General features: G+C 56.8%; 21 protein-coding genes and 1 pseudogene. 14 read left to right on the top strand and 8 right to left on the bottom strand.

Features of this window, described 5'->3' with window-relative positions:
• Nucleotides 1–13 precede the first annotated feature (13 nt).
• The 13 genes and pseudogenes from tssM (at nt 14) to ACM6JM_RS20840 (ending at nt 17,223) form a co-directional block, all read left to right on the top strand.
• The gene (gene tssM / locus ACM6JM_RS20900) at nt 14–3,553 is read left to right on the top strand and encodes a type VI secretion system membrane subunit TssM (RefSeq protein WP_039765157.1); all 3,540 of its coding nucleotides are present in this window, start codon (nt 14–16) and stop codon (nt 3,551–3,553) included.
• On the top strand, nt 3,553–4,281 hold the full coding sequence (locus ACM6JM_RS20895; protein WP_039765158.1) for a PP2C family protein-serine/threonine phosphatase: 729 nt from the start codon (nt 3,553–3,555) through the stop codon (nt 4,279–4,281). The genes tssM and ACM6JM_RS20895 overlap by 1 nt, the downstream gene beginning before the upstream one ends.
• Nucleotides 4,278–5,279, top strand: coding sequence for a serine/threonine-protein kinase (locus ACM6JM_RS20890; protein ID WP_414882436.1), 1,002 nt, complete (start codon nt 4,278–4,280; stop codon nt 5,277–5,279). Before ACM6JM_RS20895 ends, ACM6JM_RS20890 begins: the two co-directional genes overlap by 4 nt.
• Before the next feature lie 28 nt (nt 5,280–5,307).
• Nucleotides 5,308–7,344, top strand: a complete 2,037-nt coding sequence (locus ACM6JM_RS20885; RefSeq protein WP_414882435.1) for a type VI secretion system tip protein VgrG — start codon at nt 5,308–5,310, stop codon at nt 7,342–7,344.
• Between the two features lie 5 nt (nt 7,345–7,349).
• On the top strand, nt 7,350–8,363 hold the full coding sequence (locus tag ACM6JM_RS20880; RefSeq protein ID WP_074689948.1) for a tetratricopeptide repeat protein: 1,014 nt from the start codon (nt 7,350–7,352) through the stop codon (nt 8,361–8,363).
• Between the two features lie 16 nt (nt 8,364–8,379).
• Nucleotides 8,380–11,403 carry a hypothetical protein gene (locus tag ACM6JM_RS20875; protein ID WP_134334180.1) on the top strand — a complete coding sequence of 1,008 codons (3,024 nt, stop codon included), beginning with the start codon at nt 8,380–8,382 and terminating at the stop codon, nt 11,401–11,403.
• A gap of 8 nt (nt 11,404–11,411) precedes the next feature.
• Nucleotides 11,412–11,816 carry a hypothetical protein gene (locus tag ACM6JM_RS20870; RefSeq protein WP_074689954.1) on the top strand — a complete coding sequence of 135 codons (405 nt, stop codon included), beginning with the start codon at nt 11,412–11,414 and terminating at the stop codon, nt 11,814–11,816.
• Nucleotides 11,817–12,025: 209 nt separating this feature from the next.
• On the top strand, nt 12,026–12,496 hold the full coding sequence (locus ACM6JM_RS20865) for a glycoside hydrolase family 19 protein (protein ID WP_414882434.1): 471 nt from the start codon (nt 12,026–12,028) through the stop codon (nt 12,494–12,496).
• Entirely contained in the window at nt 12,493–13,266 is a 774-nt protein-coding gene (locus tag ACM6JM_RS20860) for a hypothetical protein (protein WP_064379824.1), read from the top strand. Before ACM6JM_RS20865 ends, ACM6JM_RS20860 begins: the two co-directional genes overlap by 4 nt.
• A gap of 104 nt (nt 13,267–13,370) precedes the next feature.
• Nucleotides 13,371–14,767, top strand: a pseudogene (locus ACM6JM_RS20855) (lysozyme inhibitor LprI family protein).
• Between the two features lie 321 nt (nt 14,768–15,088).
• Nucleotides 15,089–16,180 (top strand): tetratricopeptide repeat protein, encoded by a 1,092-nt coding sequence (locus ACM6JM_RS20850; protein ID WP_234420595.1) that lies wholly within the window; start codon nt 15,089–15,091, stop codon nt 16,178–16,180.
• Nucleotides 16,177–16,701, top strand: a complete 525-nt coding sequence (locus ACM6JM_RS20845) for a lysozyme inhibitor LprI family protein (RefSeq protein WP_234420594.1) — start codon at nt 16,177–16,179, stop codon at nt 16,699–16,701. Before ACM6JM_RS20850 ends, ACM6JM_RS20845 begins: the two co-directional genes overlap by 4 nt.
• An 87-nt stretch (nt 16,702–16,788) precedes the next feature.
• Complete coding sequence (locus ACM6JM_RS20840; protein ID WP_309295773.1) at nt 16,789–17,223, top strand: hypothetical protein; 435 nt, start codon at nt 16,789–16,791, stop codon at nt 17,221–17,223.
• A 58-nt stretch (nt 17,224–17,281) separates the two neighbouring features.
• Here ACM6JM_RS20840 and ACM6JM_RS20835 read toward each other — a convergent pair whose 3' ends face one another.
• The gene (locus ACM6JM_RS20835; RefSeq protein ID WP_108563571.1) at nt 17,282–17,641 is read right to left on the bottom strand and encodes a DUF6124 family protein; all 360 of its coding nucleotides are present in this window, start codon (nt 17,639–17,641) and stop codon (nt 17,282–17,284) included.
• Nucleotides 17,642–18,076: 435 nt separating this feature from the next.
• On the opposite strand from ACM6JM_RS20835, the gene ACM6JM_RS20830 reads away from it, so the two are divergent.
• Nucleotides 18,077–18,460, top strand: a complete 384-nt coding sequence (locus tag ACM6JM_RS20830) for an SCP2 sterol-binding domain-containing protein (protein ID WP_039765176.1) — start codon at nt 18,077–18,079, stop codon at nt 18,458–18,460.
• 36 nt (nt 18,461–18,496) lie between these two features.
• Here ACM6JM_RS20830 and ACM6JM_RS20825 read toward each other — a convergent pair whose 3' ends face one another.
• The 7 genes from ACM6JM_RS20825 to exbD all read right to left on the bottom strand — a co-directional run bounded on the left by ACM6JM_RS20825 (nt 18,497) and on the right by exbD (nt 25,491).
• Entirely contained in the window at nt 18,497–19,258 is a 762-nt protein-coding gene (locus ACM6JM_RS20825; protein WP_103385862.1) for a Fic/DOC family protein, read from the bottom strand.
• The gene (locus ACM6JM_RS20820; protein ID WP_039765180.1) at nt 19,255–19,512 is read right to left on the bottom strand and encodes a hypothetical protein; all 258 of its coding nucleotides are present in this window, start codon (nt 19,510–19,512) and stop codon (nt 19,255–19,257) included. The genes ACM6JM_RS20825 and ACM6JM_RS20820 overlap by 4 nt, the downstream gene beginning before the upstream one ends.
• Nucleotides 19,513–19,649: 137 nt before the next feature.
• Nucleotides 19,650–21,050: an aminoacyl-tRNA deacylase and HDOD domain-containing protein gene (locus tag ACM6JM_RS20815; RefSeq protein ID WP_039765182.1), complete on the bottom strand. Its 1,401-nt coding sequence runs from the start codon at nt 21,048–21,050 to the stop codon at nt 19,650–19,652.
• Between the two features lie 79 nt (nt 21,051–21,129).
• The gene (gene recG, locus ACM6JM_RS20810; RefSeq protein ID WP_414882433.1) at nt 21,130–23,205 is read right to left on the bottom strand and encodes an ATP-dependent DNA helicase RecG; all 2,076 of its coding nucleotides are present in this window, start codon (nt 23,203–23,205) and stop codon (nt 21,130–21,132) included.
• 9 nt (nt 23,206–23,214) lie between these two features.
• The gene (locus ACM6JM_RS20805) at nt 23,215–24,144 is read right to left on the bottom strand and encodes a hydrogen peroxide-inducible genes activator (protein ID WP_007954418.1); all 930 of its coding nucleotides are present in this window, start codon (nt 24,142–24,144) and stop codon (nt 23,215–23,217) included.
• A 175-nt stretch (nt 24,145–24,319) separates the two neighbouring features.
• Nucleotides 24,320–25,066, bottom strand: a complete 747-nt coding sequence (locus tag ACM6JM_RS20800) for an energy transducer TonB family protein (protein ID WP_414882432.1) — start codon at nt 25,064–25,066, stop codon at nt 24,320–24,322.
• Nucleotides 25,063–25,491, bottom strand: a complete 429-nt coding sequence (exbD, locus tag ACM6JM_RS20795) for a TonB system transport protein ExbD (RefSeq protein ID WP_039765185.1) — start codon at nt 25,489–25,491, stop codon at nt 25,063–25,065. Before exbD ends, ACM6JM_RS20800 begins: the two co-directional genes overlap by 4 nt.

Raw genomic sequence — 25,491 nt, 5'->3', positions numbered from 1 at the left:
ACAGGGACGTGTGATGAAAAAGTTTTTCAAGAAAGTCGGCGCCTTCCTGCGCCAGACCTGGGTCTGGACCTTGCTGCTGGTGCTGTTCGTGGCGCTGCTGGTGTGGTTCGTCGGCCCGTTGTTGGCAGTGGATGACTACAAGTTCTGGGAAAGCGCGACGTCGCGTCTGCTGACCATCAGCGTGCTGTTCCTGATCTGGGGCCTGACCATGGTCTTCGTCAGCTGGCGCGCCGGTATCCGCAAGAAAGCCGTCGAAGAAACCGAAGACGGCCAGGACCGTATCCGCCGCGAAGAGTTGATCGACGAAGAGCAGAAAGAGTTGAAGGAGCGTTTCAAGGACGCCCTGAAAACCCTCAAGACTTCGAGCCTGTATCGCGGCCGCAGCGAGCGCTGGCGCAATGACTTGCCGTGGTACTTGCTGATCGGCCCGCAGGCCAGCGGCAAGACCAGCCTGCTGGACTTCTCCGGGCTGGAATTCCCGATCAACAAGATCGATCGCAAGCTGACCCGTGACACCCACGGAACCCGTCATTGCGACTGGTACTTCGCCGACCACGGTGTGCTGATCGACACCGCCGGCCGCTACCTGACCCAGCCGGATGCGGAAGTCGACGGCAGCGCCTGGACCACCTTGCTGGAGTTGCTGCGCAAGCGTCGTCGCGGTCGTCCGCTGAACGGCGTGCTGGTGACCATTCCGGTGGAAACCCTGACCGGTGGCAGCGAACAGGACATCGAAACCCTGGCCCGCCAAGTGCGTGCGCGTCTGCAAGACGTCTATCAGAAGCTGCACGTCGATGTGCCGGTGTATCTGGTGCTGAGCAAGGCCGACAAGCTGCTGGGCTTCGACGAGTTCTTCGATCAACTGACCCGCGAAGAAAGCGATCAGGTGCTGGGCACCAGTTTCCGCAAGGATCAGGTCGGCACCGACGTGACGGTGCTGCGCAACGAGTTCGAAGAGCTGCTGCGTCGCCTCAACAGCCAGGTGATCATGCGCATGCACTCCGAGCGCGACACCCAGCGCCGTGGCCGCATCCTCGACTTCCCGCACCAGATGGGCCAGATCGGCGAGCGTCTGTGCCTGCTGGTCGACATGGCGTTCACCGGCAACCGCTACCAGCGTGCGACGCAACTGCGTGGTTTCTACCTGACCAGCGCACCGCACCTGACTCAGGAAATGGATTCGACCACCGCCGGCATCGGCGCGAGTCTGGGCATGAGCGCCGGCGTGCTGCCGACGCTGCGCAGCGGTCGTTCGCGTTTCATCCATCACTTGCTCAGCCGGGTGATTTTCCCCGAGGCCGATCTGGCCGGTCTGGACAAGCGCGAGCGCAGCCGCATCCACTGGGGTCAGCGTGCGTTGTACGTCGGCGCACTGGGTGCGCTGGTCCTGTTCGGCATGCTCTGGGCCGGTGGTTTCTCGGCCAACTACGAACGTCTGGAAAACCTGCGCAATCTGGCGCAGAACTGGACGCAGCAACGCACGGCACTGTCGCCGCGCGATGACGCCATGGGCGCACTGAAAACCCTCGACACCAGCTACGCCGCGACTCAGGTGTTCCCGAAGAAGGGCGACGCTGCCTACCACGAACGGATGGGTCTGTATCAGGGCCAGGACGTCAATCCGGTGGTCAAGGAGGCTTACGAGCGCGAGCTTGAAAAGCAACTGCTGCCACGCGTCGCGACGATGCTTGAAGGCCAGATCCGCGCCAACATGAAGGACCGCGAAAAGCTGATCAACAGCCTGCGCGCGTACCTGATGCTGAACATGAAGGATCGTCGCGACGCGGCATGGCTCAAGGACTGGATCGCGGCGGACTGGTCGCAGCGTTACACCGGCAACACCGCAGTGCAGAACGGTCTGAACACGCACCTCGAGCGTCTGTTGCAGCAGCCGTTTATCTATCCGCTCAACGAGCAACTGGTGGCCCAGGCGCGTCAGATCCTGCGCAGCGAGTCGCTGGCGACCGTGGTTTACCGCATGCTCCGCGAGCAGGCGCGCAACCTGCCGGATTACCGTTTCAGCCAGCACCTCGGGCCGCAGGGCTCGCTGTTCATCGGCACTGAATACGTGATTCCGGGCTTCTACACCCAGACCGGATATCAGCAGTATTTCTCGGTCCAAGGCGCGTCGCTGGTGACCGACATCCTGCGTGACAACTGGGTGCTGGGCGAAGGCGCCGGCATCAGCGACATGGACTTGCGTCGCCTGATGGTCGAGCTGGAGCAACTGTACTTCCGTGACTACGCCAACTACTGGAGCGAAGCCGTTGGCCAGGTGGCGCTGCCGCCGATCAGCGATGCCGGTGAAGGCGCCGAGCAACTGGCGGGCCTGACCTCGGCCAACTCGCCGGTGCTGGCGCTGCTGACTGAAGTGCGCGAGAACACTCGTTTCCCGGCCGCTGCCGATCCGGTGGACGAGGCGGGTGACGCGGCTGATGCGCTGGCCGGACAGAAAGGCAAACTGGGCAAGGTGGGCAAACTCGCCGCGGCGGCAGCGGACAAGGCCTCGGCCCTGAACGTGGCGAAGAACCTGCCGGACACCGCCAAGAAGTCCCTGCAACGTCGCTTCGAGCCGCTGCACAAATTGCTCGACGACAACAATGGCCCGGCCGCTGACCTGACCCCGGCCTTCACCGCGCTCAACGACCTGCAACTGCAGCTGGCGGGCCTCGCCCGTTCCAGCACGCCGGAGCAGGCCGCGTTCGAGCTGGCCAAGACCCGCATGAGCGGCCAGCGTGATGCGCTGACCAACCTGCGCAATGCGTCCGGTCGTCTGCCGCGTCCGCTGAGCGTGTGGTTCAACGTGCTGGCCGAAGACTCGTGGCGCCTGGTGCTCAACGATGCCTACCAGTACCTGAACGGCCGTTATCAGAACGAGCTGTACAGCGTGTATGGCAAAACCATCAACAAGCGTTACCCGTTCAGCGCCTCGAGCACCAGCGACGTGGCGATCAGCGATTTCCGCGAGTTCTTCCGGGCTCAAGGCACCATCGACCGCTTCTTCGACAGCTACATGCGTCCGTTCGTCAGCGGTGATCCGGGCAACTACCGGATGCGCAGCGTCGACGGCCGCAGCCTGCCGGTGTCGAAGGTCTTCCTCGACCAGATGGCGGCGGCCCTGAACATTCGCCAGAGCTTCTTCTCGATCAACCCGGCCGAACCGACCGTGCAGTTCAAGCTGGAGCCGTACACCCTCGATCCGGCGGTGAGCCGTTCCGAGTTCAAGTTCGGCGACAAGACCATGGAGTACCGCCACGGTCCGATCCTGCCCATGAGTTTCAAGTGGCCGACCGATGCTGAAGACGGTCGCACCAGCCTGGTCATGGACAAGATGGCCGGGCGCCCGATCGGCATCGAGAAGAACTCCGGCCCGTGGTCGCTGTTCCGTCTGTTCGACCTGATGCAGACCGAGTACCTGACCGGTCGCGACGTGCTGGTGCTCAAAGCCGACGTGGGTGGCCTGCGCGCCAACTACCTGCTGACCAGCCAGCGCACGCCGAACCCGTTCGACATGGGCGTGCTGCGCACCTTCCGTATGCCGGTGCAGCTCTGATGCTGGTGGCCAGCCCCTGGCGCAGCGCGGCGCGAACCGACCCGGGCAAGGTGCGGTCGCGCAACGAAGATGCCTTCCTCGACACCCCGCAGCATGGGCTGTGGGTGGTCGCGGACGGCATGGGCGGTCATCAGGGTGGCGACATCGCCAGCCAGTTGATCGTCGCCAGCCTGGCTGAACTGCCGCAGCACGAAGACTTCGACGAACGCCTCAAAGCCATCCGCCAGTGCCTGCACTGGCTGAACCGGCGCCTGGGGCAGGAGTTGACCGTCACCGCCGGGCGTCACGACAGCATCATGGGCAGCACCGTCGTGGCGCTGCTGGTGGAAGGCAATCGCGCGGCCTGCATCTGGGCCGGCGACAGTCGTTGTTATATGTGGCGCGGGCAGCGGTTGTATCAGCTGTCGAAGGACCATTCGCTGCAACAGCAACTGATCGATGAGCAGCAGATGAGTGTCGAACAGGCGGCGGCGCACCCGGCAGCCCAGGCGTTGACCCGGGCGGTCGGCGCGGCGGAACAGTTGACCCTGGATGTGCTGGAACTCGAGGTCTATCCCGGTGATGTGTTCCTGCTGTGCAGCGATGGTTTGTATCAAGGCCTGAGCAGCGATGCCCTCGGCAACGCCCTCAGCCTGGCGGCGCCACATGTGGCGCTGGAACGTCTGTTCGACGGTGCCCTGCGGGGCGCCGCACGGGACAATCTGACGGCCGTGGTGATCCGCCAATGACTGAAATCGAATCCTCAGTCGATGACTTGCTGATGAGCGAGGAGCAGGCCAACAACCTGACCTATTTCGCTTTTGCAAAGCAGCACAACGCCGAACCCGCGCTGGCGCCAACCAAGGCCAGCGTCGGCGCACTGTCGGATGTTCTGGCAGGCCGCTACCACCTCGAGCGTCTGCTCGGGGCCGGTGGCATGGGTGCGGTTTACCGGGCCCGGGATCTCCTGCACGAGCAGTTCGGCGATCCCGATCCTTACATTGCGCTGAAAATCCTCAGCGAAGAATTTGCCGAGTCGCCGGACGCCAGTGCCTTGCTCTACAGCGAGTTCGCCCTGACCCGACGCCTGCGCCACGACAACGTGCTGCGACCGCACACGTTCGAAGTGGACACCGATTGCCAGCGGGCCTTCATCACCATGGAACTCATGCGTGGCCTGACCCTGGACAAACTGCTCTGCGAGCGGCCGCTGGGCCTGCCGTGGAAAGAACTGCGCGACATCGCGCTGCCGCTGCTCGACGCGCTGGCCTACGCCCACCGTCGCGGCGTGCTGCACGGTGACATGAAACCGAGCAACGTCATGCTCAGCGAAGACGGCGTGCGCCTCTTTGACTTCGGTCTCGGGCAGGCCGAGGAGGGCATCCTGCCCGGCCTGCCGCACCTGAGCCGCGAGCGCTTCAACGCGTGGACCCCGGGCTACGCCGCCCCCGAACTGCTTGAGGGCCAACCGCTGTCGGCCAGCGCGGACGTGTACGGCGTGGCCTGCGTGATCTATGAACTGGCGGGCGGCAAACACCCGTTCCGCCGCTTGCCCTCGACCCAGGCCCGTGACGAACACCTGGAGCGCGAGCTGCAAGCCCCGGCAAATCTACCGACACACTGCTGGCCCGCACTGCGCACCGCGCTGGCCTTTGACGCGGCAGAGCGCACCATCACTGCCGACCAATTGCGTGACGCCTTGGGCGCCACTTCGTCCTGGCTGCAGCGTTTGCGGCTGAGGGCGTAACGGATGACATTCGAACAGGGAGCACTTTATGTTCAACCCAGCTAACGAAACGCACTTCAGCCTGACTGTTGAAGATTACGTAGGCGACCTGCAAGTCCTGTCGTTCACCGGCACCGAAGGCATCAGCCAGCCGTTTCGTTTCGACATCGAACTGGTCAGCGAAAACCCGGATCTGGACCTGGAAAAACTCCTGCACAAACAGGCCTTCCTCGCCCTCGATCCGCAGGGCTCCGGCATCCACGGCCAGATCTACCGCGTGGCCCAGGGCGATGCCGGCAAGCGCCTGACCCGCTACAAGGTTTCGCTGGTGCCGCAGCTGCAATACCTGCATCACCGCACCAACCAGCGCATCTACCAGCAGATGTCGGCGCCGAAAATCATCGCGCTGATCCTCGACGAGCACGGCATCAAGGGCAACGCCTACAGCTTCCAGCTCAGCCAGCCGTGCCCGGATCGCGACTACTGCGTGCAGTACGACGAAACCGATCTGCACTTCGTCCAGCGCCTGTGCGAAGAAGAAGGCATTCACTACCACTTCCAGCACAGCAAGAAAGGCCATCTGCTGGTGTTCGGCGATGACCAGACCGTGTTCCCGAACCTCGGCCAACCGACCGCGTATGTGCAGGGCAGCGGCATGGTCGCCGAAGAACCGGTGATCAAAGGCTTCAAGCTGCGCCTGGAAACCCGCACCAGCCGCACCACCCGCCGCGACTACGACTTCGAAAAACCGCGCCTGCAAATGGAAGCCGCGTACAAACCGGACGGCGAGAGCACTGAACCGGATCTCGAAGACTACGACTACCCCGGCCGCTTCATCGACCGCGCCCGCGGCAAGTTCCTCAGCCAGCGCGCCCTCGAGCGCCACCGCGCCGATTACCGCCAGGCCGAAGGTCGCGGCGACCAGACCAGACTGGTCAGCGGCCACTTCATGGAAATGTCCGACCACCCGCGCAGCGAGTGGAACGACCTGTGGCTGCTCACCGAAATCTTCCACGAAGGCAAACAGCCGCAAGTCCTCGAAGAATCGGTGACCAGCGACACCACCGACCACAAGGACGACTTCCACCAGGGCTACCGCAACCGCTTCCTCGCCACCCCGTGGGACGTGTTCTACCGCCCAGCGCTGGAGCACCCGAAACCGCGCGTGCTCGGCAGCCAGACCGCCATGGTCACCGGCCCCAAAGGCGAAGAAATTCACTGCGACCAATACGGCCGCATCAAGGTGCAATTCCACTGGGACCGCGAAGGCCTGGCCGACGACAAAACCAGCTGCTGGCTGCGCGTCTCCAGCTCCTGGGCCGGCGACCGCTACGGCGCCATCTCCATCCCGCGCATCGGCATGGAAGTCCTCGTCACCTTCCTCGAAGGCGACCCTGACCAGCCCCTCGTCACCGGCTGCCTGTATCACAAGGAAAACCCGGTGCCCTACGCCCTGCCGGCGAACAAAACCCGCAGCGTCTTCAAAACCCTCAGCTCCCCGGGCGGCGGTGGCTACAACGAACTGCGCATCGAAGACAAAAAAGGCGCCGAACAAATCTTCATCCACGCCCAGCGGGACTGGGATGAAAACGTTGAGCACGATCAGAAGATTCGGGTCGGGAATGAACGTCACGACACGGTGGTGAAGAACAGCTACACCGAGCTGAAGGCTGAAGAACATCGCACCACGATTTCCGATCGCAAAGTCGAAGCGCGGATGGACGACCACCTGACTATTGGCGAGAGCCAGCATGTGAAGCTCGGGACGGCGCAACTGACCAGTGTCGGGAAAGAGATTCATATCAAGGCCGGGGACAAGATTGTCATTGAGGCGGGGACTGAGCTGACGATTCTCGGCGGCGGCAGTTTCATCAAGCTCGATGGTGGTGGTGTGACCGTGGTTGGGCCGGTGGTGAAGATTAATGCTGGCGGTTCGGCGGGAAGTGGCACCGGGATCGGGATCAAACCGCCGGTGCTGCCGGGGGCGGCGGATAAGGATAAGGCGGGGAGTTTGATGGATCAGGCGTTGTTGAATGCGCCGCCTGAGAAGGTTAAGCCGAAGGCTTTTTTTGTGTTTTCTGAGTGATCGACATGAATGGTTTTTTGAAGAAGAGGAATGGCTTCGCCGTAGCGGCTTTCACCGCCTCGCTGCTGAGCCTGTTCCATGGCAGCGTTTATGCGGATGAGTGTCCGTCTGAGGACTTTTCCCAATTCCTGCCGGCGTTCTCTGCGAATGCTGAAACTCAGCAGCGGTTGACTGCGATGACGGTGAAGTCGCTGGTTTTGAAACCTACTGGGGAGAATGGAAATTTTGAGCCGCAAACGAAGGGAGTCAATAGCTCGACATTGGCCTTTCCACTGATGGCACCCATAGCCACAGGCAAGGCAGAAGGCGTCGAAGTCGAAGCGGTTGATGACAGTCATTTCAACGTTGTTGATAAGCGTGCAGGTAACAGCAACATCAAGATCTTTAACTTTTCTCGCCAGGCGTGTTGGGTTCTGGAGGGCGTTGAGGATTGGTCGATTAGCGAGAAAGACCTTGTTATATCGGGTTCTCCGACCATGAGTACGGCAGAGAGCATCTGCTATCAACGCGCGCGGAATTTCGAGGGTCTAGGTGGACTGGAAAAGTATTATCTGACAGGAGAGTTTTTCGAGGCAGCGTTGGAAAACTATGTTTGCGCCGCTGCTTCGGGGGATCCTCAGGCGAGTTTGGATGCTGCGAGTTTGAGTCTCTCTGGCATGGCACCGCAGTTGGAAACAGGCAAGGTTGAGTCGCTTTTCAAAGCTGCGGCAACAACCCTCGCGGATGGCGCCGCTTCTCTATCGACATTTTATTGTTACGGAAACAACCCATCTGCAGAAGGTGCGTGCCAACACCCCGATGAGGCCGAAAAAGAACTTATTCGCTCTGCCTCAATGGGATCGAGGGATGCAATGAACTATTTAGGTTACTCCTTCGAAACGGGAGGGCTAGTAACTCGAGATTTATCAAGAGCATTAGCGTGCTATCGCTTGGCAGCGGATAAAGGTAATGAAACTGCCCTGAAAAATTTTAATCGATTGAAAGCGCAATCAGCTGAAGCCAGCAGCTATTGCTACTAATTTGCAGGAAGCAGAAATGACTGAACCACTTGATTTAAAAAGTAACTACACCGGTGGCGACTACGTTTACAAAATGGGCGGTGATGGTTTTCAAACGAACGCCGCTGGTAAGAAAAAAATTGACTGCTCTCATATGGTAAATCTGCTGCTGACAGGCGCTGGATATAATATTCCATATGAAGACACCCGTAACATGGATACCTCCAGTTACTACACAACGATTGAGCCACAGAACGTAAAGCGAGGTGATATCGCCTTATGGATCAATGCCACTCCTAACAAACCAGGTGATCCGATTTTTCATACAGGGATAATCGAGGACTACAACCCCGCTACAGAAGTTGGGCACATATTCGGTGCTCAAAATAGTACAGGGCCAGCGATAACAATATTTGGCCCCAAACCACCCAGCCACTATTGGCCGAAAGCTACAAAATTCTTAAGAGCAAAGGAAAGTTTTCGAACAGGTACAAACCCTGCACCTGCACCTGCTCCATCTACAACAGTGCCGCTAATAAACTTTCAATATCCATTTCGAAAAGCAGACGGTAAACAGTTTTCTGATGTAGAAGAAATATACAAGTTGCTCGAGAATGAAACATCCGGGCATTATTTGTTGGGAAGTAACAAGTTCTGGCATGGTGGGATTCACATCAGCAATGCCAGCGCGCCTCAATGTATTTTGAACGAACCGATTCGCTGTATGGCTGATGGTGAAGTCGTGGCCTATCGCCTTAACGAGGACTATCAAAAATCGACATTCGGCACAGGAGAAACGGCTAAAAAACTGGATTATTCCAGCTCCTTCTGTCTCGTGCGACATGAGTACAAATCTGCGCCAAATCCTGAAGATGGACCAAGCAAAGGAAAGCAAAACGAACTGGTTTTCTATAGCTTATATATGCATCTTTTGCCTTATAAGCACTATCCTCTAGCGGACAATGAAAAGCCAAATCCGATAGTGACGATGACTGTAAATGATTTTAAGGCGTATGATGACTTTCCCGATACGAATAATTTTCCATCTCCAGGAAAGTTAGCGAAGCACACAAAACTTGAGATTTTGGAAAAACGCTCAGTTGAAAATATTACCTACGCTAAGGGGAAAATACTCTCGGGTAGTGTAAAGCATGGATCAACAAAAGTTCGCGAAGCAGGGCAAGAGGTATGGTTTGCGTACTTAAAAAATAATGAACCATATCAAAACTCTAGTCACAATGCTATTTGGGTAGCAGATGTTCTACCCGAGCGCGCCAAACCGAAATATTGGCAAGGCAAGGTAAAAGCTAAAACCACTCAGCGTTTAGCTATGTTCGATGCGCCGACGAACCCTGCGAACGGGCAACCTGCAGGTGCACGCATTGAAAGCAATCGAGAAATCACAGTAGGCAGTATCATTGAGTTCGATAGCAAAGATGTAGTGAATTTGGTGGTCGGTAATAAACTAAGGCGTATGGCGCCCTGCACCCCAGTGGATGCCAGTATTTGGAATGATAATGGGGCTGTACCAAGTAGTTTTTGGGCGATTATCGAAAGCGAGAAGGATAGTCAGTACACGCAATGGGAGTCGCTCACTCCTACAGATTTTGAAGTTGTCACGACTAGCATCGGAATCAAGGCCGGTGATCCAATTGGTTATTTAGGTAAAGCTGAAAATTTAGTAAATGAAAGCGGTCTTACTGATAGTAAATTTCAAGTTCATATTGAGATATTTACAGCTCAGGCTGAAGTGAAAGACTTTCTAGATAATGTCGCTGCATTAAAAGTCGGACGTCAGTATTTACATTTGCCGAAGGGTGAGCGGCTTAAGAAAAAATCTCCAGCTACTGGAACGAGTGATCCTTTAAAAGAAGAACACGCAATTGATCTAGGCAAGGTGCCGGTTATAAAGGAAGGCAATGAGGATTGGTATGAGATTTCCGTGATTGATGAAGACCAACCGATTTCTGGGTTGGTGAAAAAATCTGACGCGAAATTTATCACTCCACACGATTGGACTAAAATGGGGTTTCAGCTGGTTGAGGAAAACAATTCCGCAGCTGACGGCTTTCTCGATCCCGATGATATGCCTGATTTTTTTAAAGATCTTTTGAAAAAAATAGACAAAAATCATGATGGAGAGATAGAGTCATCTGAACTTGCTGATGCATTGAAAAGTACGGAGACGCGGCAGCATTGGACAAAGTTAGTAGCACACCATCCTACGGAGTGGAAGGATGATACAAAATCAGAAAAATGGAAGAGATTGGATACTCTTTTAGAAGATTCTGAAAAGTTACTGAAGCATGAAAAGGAAAGAATAGATTCATTCATCTTCTGGGATAAATTGACTGATAAAACCCCAGCGGGTACGGGATTGATTTACCATTTTCACCCTATAGGCTTCGTTTCAAATTTTCTCGCGATGGAGGATGATAATGATCTGAAGTGGCTAAAGGTTGAGAAGGGACAGCTGACTTTTGATGTGGAAGGTAATGATATAGAGGATTCGTCGAATTCTTTGCATATGTATTTCAGTCGTAAAGCGCATTGGCCTGGCGGAGCATCCGGTATTACGATCGGGAGAGGATATGATCTTGGTCAAAAATCAGATCCAATGGGTGATCTAACTGCGGTAGGTATTACGGAACCATTGTTGAGTTGGTTAGTTGGAGCAAAAGGTCTAAGTGGTACTGCTGCACGGGATTATCTTAATAGCGCGAGTCCTGAAATTCGGAAAACATTCATTACGCGCAAACAGCAATATAAGTTGTTTGTTTCTGTCTATGAAATTATGAAGAATAGAGTCATAACGATTTCTGAGCAATCTTTCAACGTCGGTCATTATGGTGCGCTTAACTGGGATTCTGTTGATACAAAGATCCAAGATATGATTGTGGACTTGATTTATCGTGGCGATTATAAGCCTTCATCAAGGGAAATTGTTCAGCGACCGTTTGTTGAAAATAATAAAGCTGAGTTGAAGGCTGTCATGTCCCTTGAAGGCAATTGGCCTGGTGTTCCTGCTGCCAGATTTTCTGCACGAAAAAACTATCTCTGAGGTTGAAAATGAAAAATATTGCGCTATTGATTGGCTTAGCCTTCTCAAGCTGTGCATTGGCTACAGAGGAGAAAAAGGTAGCCACGGACGTATATAAAGCAGATACGGCCATGGTCGCTGGCAAGTTGGTTCGCTATTATCAGACTTTTGCTAGCCCCTGCGTTATGGTTCAGATTTTGAAACCGGGTGGAGGGGGGGAGGCCAGTAATTCAAGAAAATTCTGCAATATCTCAGGAAAAAATTTTAGTGATGACTTTTCTGAAGTTGTTTTGGAACGTGGGGAATTTTCGAAGGAAGATCTTTCGCTCACCATGAAGCTTATGCCTCTGACTGAAGGTGCAGATGTTATTGAAGTGTGCAGTTTTAAGGTTGAAGGTGAAGTGCTTGGCGAGCCGGAATGTAATATTAAATAGTAGATAACTAAAGGAGGCGAATTTATATGTTGTATTAATGGGCAGATTTTTTTTTGACCGGGTGGTCTTGGACTTTGCTTGGGAAAAAATAGATCTGTCCCGATCGTTCTTTAATGGGGCAGGGTAAGCACGAAACTTTTCAATTTTCTGCTTTCAGAGAGAGTCTAAATTATACTCGCCGTAGTTATACTGCCGAAAAACTCTATAGAATGGCACCGACCGCTATTAATGATGGTTTTGCAAGGCTGGGAATGTCACTAACCAGAGAGGAAAAACTTGAGTATATAGATCAGCATTTGATTGAAAACGATCCAGCGTACGGTAAACATAGCTTTGGTAGCAATCAGTACCCTCATAACGACTACAGGGGTAGAGGTCTTCTTCATTTGACTCACTATGCTAACTATCGTGAATGCGCTGTGGCGATAGGTGTGAATATCGATGCTAATCCAAACCTGGCACAAGACAATATGAAAGTCGCAATAGAGTCTGGTCTGTGGTTTTGGAAGTCGAAAGGTATCGGTGCGCTTGCGGATGCTAGCTCATCTGATATAGATGCCAAGATTAAGTCTGTAACTAGGGTTATCAACTCTGGGCTGAAAGAGCTTGATAAACGAGAGAAGTACACGAAAGAGATTGCTGAAAAATTTAAGGCTGGATTTGGAGGCTGTTCGTTATGAGAGCTTTGTTTAAGTCGGGATTTCTAATTTCATTTTGTCTGTATTCGGTAGCTTCATTTGCTTGCGATGTCCCTGAGAGTCAAGCTTACCATTCGATCTCAACAAAAGACGGTGCGATTGTTTTTGATCTGGTTCCCATAGAGGGTGAGGCGAGTAGTGACGGATCAAACAGTCAAATGGGTATAGATGTTAACTATATTGATTGTGCGAGTAGGGCTAAGACATTGGTCGGGCAGTTACCGTATTTGGCAGATACAGGACAAGTCCGTGCGGCTTTTTTTGCTGATGTAAAAGGCGGCTCTGAAAGTGAACTATTTGTAATTCACAGTGTGGGAATACATTCTGATACCGGAGTTAAGTACTCTGGCGAGTACTACAGTGTGCATGTTTACAAAAAGAGCGATGATGGTTACTCAAGGGATGAGCGGATTTCCAAGTATTTTGGTGAGGGTGGGGATATATTGACGGATGACTATAAGGGGTTTTTGTACGTGTTTCCTTACAAGGATCAATTATCTGTCAGTAATAAACTTGCTACCACGGCTTTTTCTAAATGGAATGACGGTATTCCTGTTCAGCTGACGATAAACAAAAAAGCCAAAATTTATAGTTCTCCGGTTTTTGACGATGTCACTCGTATGTATCTGATCGCTGGGGACAAGGTCCAGCAGGAAGCTGTTGAGGCTGGCTGGCTCTCGGTTATGTTCAAAACACCAAAAGGTAAAGAAATTCGCGGATGGATCTTATGTGGTGATGCGGATGGATGCTGATATCACGGGACTATGAACAGGGCAAAAAATTAGGGTTTGAATGGCGAGGGAAATGACCGCCGCCAAGCAATCCGTTTTGCAAAGCGCGAAGCGTGATGACCTGAATGAATCAAGGATTAAACACAGTGAAGCGTTTTTTTTTTGCGTTTATCGGCGGGTTTTTGCTGCCGGCTTCGGCGGTGTATGCGCAGGATGGCTGCACTCAGGTTACTTCGAGTCTGGAAATGGTGCCCTGTTCCGAATCGGCAATGAAGGCTGCCGATACGCAGCTGAACGTCAGCTATAAGCAATTGATGGCGCGGCTTGAGTCTGACTATCGAGCGGATCCGGCATTGGGCGCGGAGTACGCGGCGAAGGTTAAAGAGTCGCAACGTGCGTGGCTGAAATTGCGCGATGCGAATTGTCCGTTGGAGGCATTCGAGATCGAGACGGGAATGCCAGCGCATGTGGTCACGGTCAACTCGTGCATCGCCAGAATGAGTCGCGAGCGCTCGGCGTACCTGGACAAGATCGTTCCTGCTCTTGCATCCGACAAGAGCACTTCGACGGCGCCGGCCAACGGCGCTTGTCCTTCGGAGGAATTCCCAGCGTTCCTGACAGCGTTTTCCGCCAACAGTGAATCACAGCGTCGTCTCACTGCGATGACGGTCAAGTCGCTTGTGCTGAAGCCGGTTGTGGAGAAGGACCGTAGTGCCTTTGAGCCTTTGAGCCTTCGACCTCGGGCGTCAGCGGAGCTTCCTTCACCTACCCGCTGATGGCTGCCATCACACCTGGCAAGACACCCGGAGTCGAGATTGAAGAGGTCGATGACAGTCACGTCAACGTGGTCGATAAGCGGGCGGGCAACAGTAATGTAAAAATCTTCAATTTCTCTCGTCAGGCGTGCTGGGTGCTTGAAGGCGTTGAAGACTGGTCGATCAGCGAGAAGGATCTTGTCGCAACACGTAACCCTGCAATGAGCCGTGCCGAGAACTTCTGTGATCAACGTGCCGAGGCTTTGGGAGGGCTGGGTTCGCTCGAGCAATACCGTCTGACTGCGGAATTGTTAGAAGCGTCCCTGGAAAATTATGTCTGTGCGGCTGAGTCGGGTGATCCAGAGGCGAGCCTGTCAGCGGCGAGCTTGAGTCTTTCGCAGATGGCGTCTCAGTTGGAAACCAGCAAGGTTGAAGCGTTGTTCAAAGCGGCTTCGAAAATACCGAGTGGTGCGTTGGGCTACGCCACGTTTCTTTGTTCAGGAAACTCCACCAACTATAACGGTCCTTGCCTTCATCCCAAGCAGGCAGAAGAGCAGGTCATTCGGGCGATTACCATGGGCTCAAAGGAAGCGATGTTTTATCTGGCATCTACCCTTGAGGGGGGCGAGTTGGGAACGAAAGATATGTCCCGGGCGTTAGCCTGTTATCAAATGGCGGCTGACAAAGGTTATCGGTCGGGCGTCGACAGTGTGGCGCGATTGAAGTCGCAAGTTCCAGAGCCGATCAAGGCGAGCCATTGCATTTGAAACTCGGAGCGCGGATGTGTCGCGATTCTTTGCCGTTAAATTCCAAGTGAGTGGAACTGTGCCTGACTTGTCGATACCGGGTTTCGTGAGGCCTCGATTTCTGCGGGTATTGCTGATCAGCGTTGCTGCGTTCGCGCAGGCCAGTCATGCCGCCGCAAGTGTTGTCTCGGTGGGCAATGCGTCGGGTCAGTCGCAGATCGCGCAAGGGCCTACCGAAGCTGCGGTAGACATGACACCTTGCCGGTTTTCAATGGCGCTGATTTGAACAGGTGCGCAGCATAGCTTTTGACTCAGCCTGCAATAACCGAATGGAGTTACAGCGTGAAAGGATGTTCAGTTCTACTCGGTGGCCTCTTGGCCATTGCCACATCCGTGGCTTTCGCCGCACACGCGCTTGCGGCACCCCAAGTCCTCAAGGAAATCCCGGCAAGCCTGTTGGGGGATGGATCACGACAAAACGTGTTCGTTCTGGCGGGAGACGCGGACGAGGCATCCAACCGGTTGTTGATCGCGCCGGTTCAAGGGCGCAATGAGGACATATTGCTCGATACGTCCACGGCTTTGCCTCTTACGAAGAGTCAGTACTCGTCTGATCTTCTGGATAGTTTTAGCGTGCGGGTTTTCAACGGCCGGCCTGGGGCCATGACGGTTGTGGATCCACAAGAGGAAGAGGTCCTGGTCAAACAGCGGTTCGTTGAGGCGGGGGACTACATTGCGCTGGTGACCAACGAAGAAGACAACGCTGTTTATAACTTCAATCTTTTGTTCATCTTCAATAAAGGCTCAAAGCAGTTCGAGCTGAAAAAGGTGCTGCAAGTGGTTAATAACGACTCCTGCGATCGCTCGCTTGTGAGCATCGCGGAGCTGCCGATTGAGACGTTGGGCTCAACCACTCTGGCTTCATTCAATGGCCTCGAAGCGCTTAAAAAGTTGCGGGCAGCAAACGTTGGCAGCCCTCAGGGCGGTTATAAAAAACTGATGACAGTCGGTTCGGCTGACCTGCTGGATAAAGCGCTGGCAGCCTATCGAAAGGGCGACAGCAGCTCGTTCAAGGAAGTGATGAGTAATATGTTGATGGGAAATGATTCGCATGGCGCGTGCTCTCCGGAAAGTTATATCGTCGGAAAGTACTTCTTCTCGCAGCAGCCTGGTTGGTCCAACGACGTCGGTTTTCTGCTGGGCGAGGCGGGTTACTACACGGAGTCTGTCCAGTTGCTGAATGCGGTGATTGCCCACAACCCGGAACGGACGGTGGCTTACCTGAATCTCGCAGATAGCTATTGGGCCATGAACGATAAAGAGCGGGCGGTGCCGGCGTACAAGCAATATGCATCGCGTATGTCGGACGCGGGAAAGGCTTCGAAGATTCCCGCTCGGGTTGCTGAGCGCAGTGCCGGAGTATCCGGATCATGATCAAACTCAAGGCGTTCTTTGGGCTGATCGCAGGTGTTTCTTTGACTGCTTTGCTGGTTCCTGCGCATGCCCAGGAAACCTGCAATCCCGACAGCTTTTCCAATCCCGATTTGGTCATTTGCGGTCAGCAGACTTTCAAGAAAGTCGACGCAGTGTTGAATGAGCAATACAAGAAAGCGCTGGTCAGTTTGGCGCCCGCCGACAAGAAGCAACTGACTGACGTGCAAAAGAAGTGGGTGCGCTTCAAAGAGGCGTATTGCGAGGATATTTATCAGTCGGCCTTGCCCGGTGCAGAGGCGCCCATCGAAAAGCTTGGGTGCCTGGTGCAAACAACCAATGCCCGGCTGGGGGAATTGGTTGCTCTGCAGACTGGGTTACCCCTGGACGGTTTTATAAAGCTGCATCGGCCATGGCGGGGCAGGATCGAGAAAAAGGTCTGGTTGCTTCGATGGAGCGATTGGGGGGTGACAACTTCGATGATCCGTTGTGGCGGCAATACGTCGATGGGCACTGTGAAATGAGTGAGCGCGTGTTCCGGGAGGACATCGCTAACTGCGCAGTGCGAATGCGTTTTCAGTTGCCTCTGAATCGTTGAAGGAATGATCAGATTGAAGTCACTGCGAGTTTTATCTGCTGCACTGTTTGTTCTCTTTCCTATGGCGGCGCACAGTGAGGTCTCGACGGAGATTTATTGCTTCCGTTCGCAAGAAAGCGCCAAAAGCATCAATTTCGAACTCAGAACTTATTACGACTCCTTCTCCAAATGGAGCGGAGCGGCTGTCAGGTACAGCAAGTCAAAGAAGGCCATTTCTCTGGTGTATCGGAATACCGAGCAAGAAATTCTGGCAGAGGATCGTCCGTATCAGTTCACTACGACTTGGGTTGAGGTATCGGAGGGCGCGCTGACGGGTGAGTATGAAATGGTGAGTCAGGGTGCCCGGGTCTATGGCATGACTTATACGAACTACAAAACCGGGAAGAAGTACTCCTTCGAACACGATTTCAGTATGGATTTCTCATCGGAGACGGGCTGTCAGTGGTGAGGAATTGGTCAGTTGGAAAAGGGGACTCATCGTCCCCTTTTTTCCGCCCGCGATTCAGCTACGGCTTGGCCTGATACTCCCGAAACTCAATGTGATCGAGCGTGCCTTCCACCATCAACCGCACGCCGTCCGCCATTCTGCTCAGGCCCAGTGCCATCGAGCGGCGGGGGCCGTCGAGGTCGTCGGCCAGGTGGGCGGCGAAGGCGCTGATGGACAGGAGGTCTTCGGAGGCGTTGGCCATGAGGGCTTCGGCGTCGGCGTTGGGGCAGAGGGCGAACAGGCCACCCAGGCGTTTTGGGCGTGGGGCGCTGGGTTTGAAATGGTGGTCGAGGGCGCGTTCGGCGGCTTCGTGGAGTTTCTTCGAGTCTGGGAATTCGTAAGGGGAAACTTCTTCGTCAGTGAAGGTTGGGTCGATCATCGGTGTAAATCCTTTTGAGTTGGAAAGATTTGCTCCGGTTTTCGGACTTGCACATCCGGTCACCGATTTTGCGGTGACACACAGAGGCTATCGACGATGGTCCAGCCTGCCTAGTTCATGGACAGCACCGCAGTTTGAAGGACATTTCCCAAGGATTTGCGGGTTAGAGGAACAAGAAACCATTGCTATCGGCAGCTCCTACAGGAATGTGTTTCTTCAGGTGTAGGACGGGGGGATGGTGTGACGCGGAGCGTCACGGGAGGCATTCCCACGCGGAGCGTGGGAACGATCAGGCTCAAGGGTTTGGAAGCGTGACTTGGTAGTCATCATGCGAGAAAAGACCTGCATCGTCTTCTATCAATCCAGGATAGTGGCGAATTCATCCGAATCCCTTACACTCCCCCAGCCGTTCATTTTCCTTTTGAGGCTGTGCGCATGAAATTTCGTTTTCTTCTGTGGATGCTGGGTCTGTTGATGGGTAAGGCCAGTCGGACAAATCCTGCGTTCCAGCAGCAGTTGGGTGACAAGGATCTGGTGTTTCAGCTGCAGACTCTGGACGGGAAGGTGGCGCGGCATTTCGTGGTGAAGGACCAGCGCATTACCAGCAAGTCCGGGGTGGTGGCGGAGCCGGCGTTTGCGATTGCCTTTAAAGACGCGGCGTTCGGGTTTGCCACGATGCAGGCGAAGAACAAGCAGCTGGCGTTCATGCAGGGGATTCAGGACAAGTCGATACAGCTGAAGGGAAATCCGGCGCTGGTGATGTGGTTTCAGGGGTTGATGAAGTATTTGAAGCCGCGGAAGGCCAAGCCGAAGTCATAGGGCTTTCAGGCAGCTTGTCGGGACAGGCCTGCCTCTTCAGCTTTCGGGCTCGGGAGGCTCGGCGTCCAGTGGCTGGCCCCGGTATGTCTTGTAGATCTGCTGGACTTTCGGGTTGTCCAGCTTCTCGTAAGCGATGTCTTCCTTGTCAAGGCCATCCAGGCCTCGGATGCCACTAATGGTCTCTGGCCATTCGTCACGACTGGATATATCGACTACGAACGGGTTGAGGTAGTTATCGAGATGCCTTTCGCGAGGTTCTCGGATCTCGTCGCTGAGTGCCCGCAAGTAGTCGTCTTTGTTTGTTCTTGACCAGTCGATGGCGAACCCGGCTCGATAACAGAGTTCCATGAAGACCAATAGAATCGCGCGTCCATTGCCGTCCAGGAAGGGGTGTGCGAAAGCCAGTTGGCCCATCACTCCACCGGGATGGTCTCTGAAGCGTTTTTTGTCTGATGCGAGCTTGAGCGCATAGTCGACAGACATTTTGATGGAGTCCGGGCGCTCGAAGACGGTGCTGCGAGGGTCGTCGAGAGAGCCCTTGAAGACTGCCAGGTGGGGGACAAGCTCGTTCCGGTCTTTTCCTGCCCAGTGATAGAAGCCGGAGAACAGGATTTCGTGAACCTTGAGTACAGTCTGGTAATCGATTGGCTTTTTCTTGGCCAGATAGGCAAGCGCCTCTTCGATACTCAATTCGAACGAAAGATGCTCTGACTCTTTTACTTCAACGGGATCTTTCAGTTGCAGCGAGTTTTGAAGATATCCAGCCTTGTCGAAGTCGCCGAACGGATCAAAAGTCATGCGCTACGTTTCTGTGCACGCCTTTCCTGAAGATAGCGCCCTTGGAGCGCCAGGATTTCAGATTTGCTCAGAACGCCTTTTCGCTTGAGATTGACGAGCAACTGTTCGATGCCATCCAGCTCGACGACATCGCCAGACAAGCGGGTAATCCCCACGGCCATACGACTCATGCCGTCACGACTGGCTGTAACCTTGTTGTCTTTGGCAAGCTTGCGCACTTCGCTCGCAACGCTGACAGCATCTGTTTGGGTCATCGGAAATTCCTCTGAATGCCGTCAAATCATAGCAGGGCGCTTGTTTGCTGTCGTTGCTGGCAAAGTGGCCGAAATCTGTGGAGCCAGGGCCCAATCTGCAATCAAAACAGGCCCTGGTTGACGTTCCGAAGAATGCTTTAAGCCTGGCTGAACTGCGAAGCCAGTTCACGCAGCAGGACTTCGGCTTCCAGGACTTTGCTGACCACATCATTGGCCTTGTCACGAGTCAGGCCAACGCGTTCCAGCAGCGCATCCGGAATGTCTTCATCCGGGCCGGAGCCGATCCCGCGACTGCGCAGCAGGCGCACGGCCAGGCAGACGAGGTTCGGGTATTCGGCGTAGGCGCCGTCGTAGTTCGGGTCGTGCTGGAAGCGCAGGGCGGTGGCCAGTTCGTCCGGCATGTCCCAGTAGCGCATCAGCCAGGAGCCGATCTGTTCACGACTGATGCCCAGCAGGTGTTGCTCGACATAGCTGTGGCACAGGTGCGGGTTGACCTCCAGGTGGCGGCAGATCAGCGAGAAGTGCGGCGGGAACACGTGGGCCAGCAGCAGGTAGCCGAAGTTGTGCAGCAGGCCAGCGAGGTAGGTCAGGCCGGATTCCGGGCGCTGGGCACGCGGCATGGCGCGGGTCAGGCCTTCGATGACGGCGGCGGTGTAGATCGACTGTTGCCAGTACGGCGTGGTGTGTTGCGGGTGATCCTTGGGCAGGCTCAGGGTCTTGCCGAGGGCCAGGCCCAGCGCCAGGTTGATCACCAGATCGAAGCCCAGCACGCGGACGATCGCGTCTTCCACCGAACGGATTTTGCCCGGCGAGGCGTAGTACGGCGACGCCGCCCAGCTCACCACTTGCGCGGCCAGTGCCGGGTCGGTTTCGACCACGCCGGTGATGTCGTCGATGGTGGCGTTGGGGTCGACGCGCAGCTTGATGATTTTTTGTGCGGTTTCGGCCAGCGGCGGAATTTCGATGGTCGCTTCCAGACGCTGCTGGATGCGTCGCGCGGTGAACGCCTGCACGGCCTGGGTGATTTCCTCGCGGTCATCGTCCGGGCGGTCGAGGTTCGGACGGATGCTGCTCAGGGCTTCGCCGAAGTTGGCGGCGCTGGCCTTGGTCAGCATGGTCTTGAAGTCTTCGCTGGCGATTTCCAGCAGCAGGCCCGGCTCGCCGGAGTTGATCAGCAACTTCGGCTCGCGCAGCAGGCCTTCTTCGTAGAGGCACGGCGAGCTGGTCAGCGCCGGCAGGCCCGGCAGCAGGCTCAGGCTGTGTTTGCCGAGCATCTTTTCCAGGCGCTCGGTGGACACGGCGGTCAGGCGACGGCCCGTCAGCTCGGCGAGGCGGTTGAGATCCAGCAACTGACTCTGTGGAAACAGCACCATCAGCGCACCGACCGCGTCGTCCAGCAACACCGCCTGCACTTTGCGCGAGGCGTTGAGGCCGTGGTGGTCGAGCACTTCTTCGTAGGCGACGCCCAGCTTGTTGAGCAGCAGCCGAATAACAGACGGAGCGTGCGGTGATTCGGGGGCGAGAGCAGCTTCGGTCATGGTCTGTATCCGTTTTTGAAACAATTGCAGGAGTATAACCAGCTTGGTTGGAACGAGCTGTCAGAAACTGAGACGGTGCTCACACTTGGCCGTATTGCTGCCCGTGTCGCAGCCAGCGGTCGAGCAACGGGCTGACGTGGGTGGGCCAGCGTTCGAGCAAGGCCTGGGCGGCATCGCGTACGGCAGGCAGCAGATCGGCGTCGCGCATCAGGTCGGCGACCTTGAATTGCAGCAGGCCGGTCTGGCGGGTGCCGAGCATTTCGCCGGGGCCGCGCAGTTCGAGGTCTTTTTCGGCGATGACGAAACCGTCGTTGGTCTCGCGCATGATGCCCAGGCGCTGGCGGCCGATCTGCGACAGCGGCGGATGGTAGAGCAGCACGCAATGGCTGACCGCGCTGCCCCGGCCGACGCGACCGCGCAACTGGTGCAGTTGCGCAAGGCCCAGGCGCTCGGGGTTTTCGATGATCATCAGGCTGGCGTTGGGCACGTCGACACCGACTTCGATCACGGTGGTGGCGACCAGCAGTTGCAGGTTGCCGGCCTTGAATTCGGCCATGACGGCGGCTTTCTCGGCGGGTTTCATGCGGCCGTGGATCAGCCCGACCTTCAGTTCGCCGAGGGCGGCGGTCAGGTCTTCAAACGTGGTTTCGGCGGCCTGGCAGGTCAGCTCTTCGGACTCTTCGATCAGCGTGCACACCCAATAGGCCTGACGGCCCTCGGCGCAGGCGCTGCGCACCCGCTCGATGACTTCGACGCGGCGGGTGTCGGTGACCAGCACGGTGTTGACCGGGGTTCGGCCGGGCGGCAGTTCGTCGAGGATCGAGGTGTCGAGGTCGGCGTAGGCGCTCATCGCCAGTGTTCGCGGAATCGGCGTGGCGGTCATGATCAGTTGATGCGGGCACATGCGCCCGCCGACGCCTTTCTGCCGCAGCGCCAGACGTTGCTGCACGCCGAAGCGGTGTTGTTCGTCGATGATCACCAGCGCGAGGTTCTTGAACTGCACTTCGTCCTGGAACAGCGCGTGGGTGCCGACCACCATCGGCGTGCCGCTGGCGATCTGTTCCAGCGCGGCGACGCGGTTCTTGCCCTTGAGCTTGCCGGCCAGCCACGCCACGTCGATGCCCAGCGGTTCGAGCCAGCGCTTGAAGGTGATGAAGTGCTGCTCGGCGAGGATCTCGGTCGGCGCCATCAGCGCGACCTGGTAGCCAGCCTCCAGCGCTTGCAGCGCGGCGAGGGCGGCGACCACGGTTTTACCCGCGCCAACATCGCCCTGAATCAGCCGCAGCATCGGCTCGTGCTGGCTGAGGTCGTAGGCGATTTCGTTGCCGACTCGTTGCTGAGCGCCGGTCGGATTGAAGCCGAGGTTGGCCAGGTATTTCGCCGGCAGCTTGGTGGCTTTCGGCATCGTCGGCGCGCGCAGGGAGCGCATGCTTTCGCGCAGGCGCTGCTGCGATAGTTGGTGGGTCAGCAGTTCTTCGAAAGCCAGGCGATGCTGGGCCCAGTGATGGCCGAGGGCGAGTTCGTCGACGTCGGCATCGGCGGGCGGGTTGTGCAGGTAGCGGATCGCGTCGGCCAGCGGCGCCAGTTGATAGTCGCGGGCCAGTTCGGTCGGCAGCCAGTCGGGCAGGGTGGATGGCTTGAGCAGGGTCAGGGTCTGCATGCACAACTGGCGCAGACGCGCCTGTGTCAGGCCTTCGGTCAGCGGGTAGACCGGGGTCAGGGTTTCATCCACCGGTGGCGGTTCGTCGCCGTTGATGGCGCGGTATTCCGGGTGGTAGATCTCCAGCCCCGAGGCGCCGGGCCGGGCTTCACCGTAGCAGCGAATCCGCGTGCCGCGCTTGAGGCCTTCTTTCTGCGCGTTGCTGAAGTGGTAGAAGCGCAGGCTCAGTCCGCCGGTGCCGTCCTGCAAACGCACGACGAGGCTGCGACGCCGGCCCATGACCACGTCGGCGCCGCTGACGGTGCCTTCGACCACGGCGTCCTGTCCCGGCCGCAATGCGCCGATCGGCACCACGCGGGTGCGATCCTGATAACGCAGCGGCAGGTGGAACAGTACGTCCTGGAGGTTTTCCAGACCGACCTTGGCCAGTTTCTCGGCCATGGCTTCACCGACACCCTTGAGTGCGGTGACCGAGACCTGCGACAGCTCCGTCATGACGCTGGCTTAACCGGCCGTGACCGGCGCGGCAGGCTTGGCGACCGAGCACAGGCGTATGGAGTCGGCGAGGATCTCGATGGCTTTCGGCCGTGGGAAGCTCGCACGCCAGGCGATGGCCACGGTGCGGAACGGCACCGGTGCCGACAGCGGGCGCACTTCGATCACGCCGGGGGCGTAGTGGTGGCTGTCCACCGCTGACAGCGGCAGGATCGAGATGCCCAGACCGGACGCGACCATGTGGCGAATGGTTTCCAGTGAGCTGGATTCGACCGTGGTGTGCTTGGCGCCGTCGTTGCCCTTGGTCAGGGTCGGGCAGGCTTCCAGCACTTGATCGCGGAAGCAGTGGCCTTCGCCGAGCAGCAGCAGGCTCTTGTCGTTGAGCAGCGCGGCGTCGATGGATTCTTTCTGGGTCCACGGGTGCTGGGCCGGCATCAGGACGTAGAACGGCTCGTCGTAGAGTTGCAGGGTCAGCACGTCGGCTTCGTTGAACGGCAGGGCGATGATGATCGCGTCCAGCTCGCCGTTGCGCAGTTTGTCGCGCAGCACGTGGGTGAAGTTTTCTTCGATGTACAACGGCATCTGCGGGGCGACCCGGTGCAGTTGTGGAATCAGGTGCGGGAACAGGTACGGGCCGACGGTGTAGATCGCGCCGACTTTCAGCGGGGCGGTCAGCTGGTTCTTGCCGGCCTGGGCCAGTTCGCGGATGCCCTGGGCCTGCTCCAGCACTTTCTGCGCCTGGGCGACGATGCCTTCACCGACCGGGGTCAGGCGCACGGCGCTTTTGCTGCGCTCGAAAATCAGCACACCGAGTTCGTCTTCAAGCTTTTTCACGCCCACCGACAGGGTCGGCTGGCTGACGTGGCAACGCTCGGCCGCGTGGCCGAAATGCTGCTCTTGGGCGAGGGTAACGATGTAGCGTAATTCTGTGAGAGTCATAGCAAGCGTCCATGAAGATGCGGGCCAAGCATACCGGCTGCAATCGATAGACGCACGTTATCAGACTGAGTGATGAATGCGACACCGGGCAATGCCGGTTTGCCGTGGATGGATAAGCGAAAGGCACCTTTCGGTGCCTTTTGGGCTGGATCAGGCCGGGCTTCGCGAGTGCGAATCAGCGGCGGCGCTCCAGCGAGTACACAAACGGCGCAACGATTTCGATCGCGCCATTGGTCAGCATGTCCGCCGGTGGCTTGGGCAGCGGCTGGGCGCGGCGGATCATTTCCAGCGTGGCCCGGTCCAGATCGGCGTTGCCGGAGCGGCTCACCAGTTCGAACGACAGCACGTTGCCTTCGCCATCAACCACGAAACGCAACCGGTTCAAGCCTTCCTTGCCCCGTGCCTGAGCGCTGGCCGGGTACTTCTTGTACTTGGCCAGATGCGCGAGCAGGGTGCCTTGCCAGCTGGCCTTGGCGGCCAATTGTGCAGGCGACGGGCCCGGTGCAGGCTGGGCGGATTTCTCCGTCGGGGCCTGAGTCGGCTGGGTATCGGCCGGCTTCTCTTCGGACGGTTTCTCCTTCGGCGGATCGGGCAGTTTCTTCTTGATCGGCTTCGGCGGTTTGGGTTTCGGCTTGGGCTTGGGGTTGGGCACCGCGATCTCGGCTTTCGGCGCTTCGGCCAGTTTCGGGATCGGCAGTTCCTCAGCCGGAGCCGGTGGCTGCGGTGGCGTGACGACTTTCGGCGGTGCGGGCGGTGGCGGGGCCGGAACCGGTGCCAGCTCGACCATCATTGCCTGCGGCGGCAATTCGATGGGCGGGCGGACGTTCCAGTTCAGCGCCAGCGCGATGGCCAGCGCGTGAACACCCAGCACCACGGCCAGGCTACCGCTGTAACGCGTCAGCTTATGGCGCGTGGTGATCATTTCTTGACTGCGCTCTCGAGTCCGACCAGACCGACCTTCAGGTAACCGGCAGCGCGCAGGTTATCCATCACGCTCATCAGGTCGCCGTAATCCACACCTTTGTCGGCCTGGAAGAAGATCGTCGTGTCTTTCTTGCCCTGGGTCTTGGCGTCAAGGACGGCGCCGAGGGTTTCGGCTTTCACTTCGTCATCGCCAATGAACAGGCGCTGGTCAGCCTTCACGCTGAGGAACACCGGTTTCTCCGGCCGCGGCGCCGGTTTGGCGGTCGAGGCAGGCAGGTCAACCTTGATGTCCACGGTGGCCAGCGGCGCGGCCACCATGAAGATGATCAACAGCACCAGCATCACGTCGATGAACGGCGTGACGTTGATTTCGTGGTTCTCGGCCAGATCGTCGTCTGCGCCTTCTTTCAAATGCAGGCCCAT

It is taken from the genome of Pseudomonas sp. IT-P2 (assembly GCF_949767575.1).
Lineage (GTDB): Bacteria > Pseudomonadota > Gammaproteobacteria > Pseudomonadales > Pseudomonadaceae > Aquipseudomonas > Aquipseudomonas pharyngis.
Note: the sequence above shows the minus strand (reverse complement) of the source record. Positions and strands in the feature narration are given on the sequence as shown.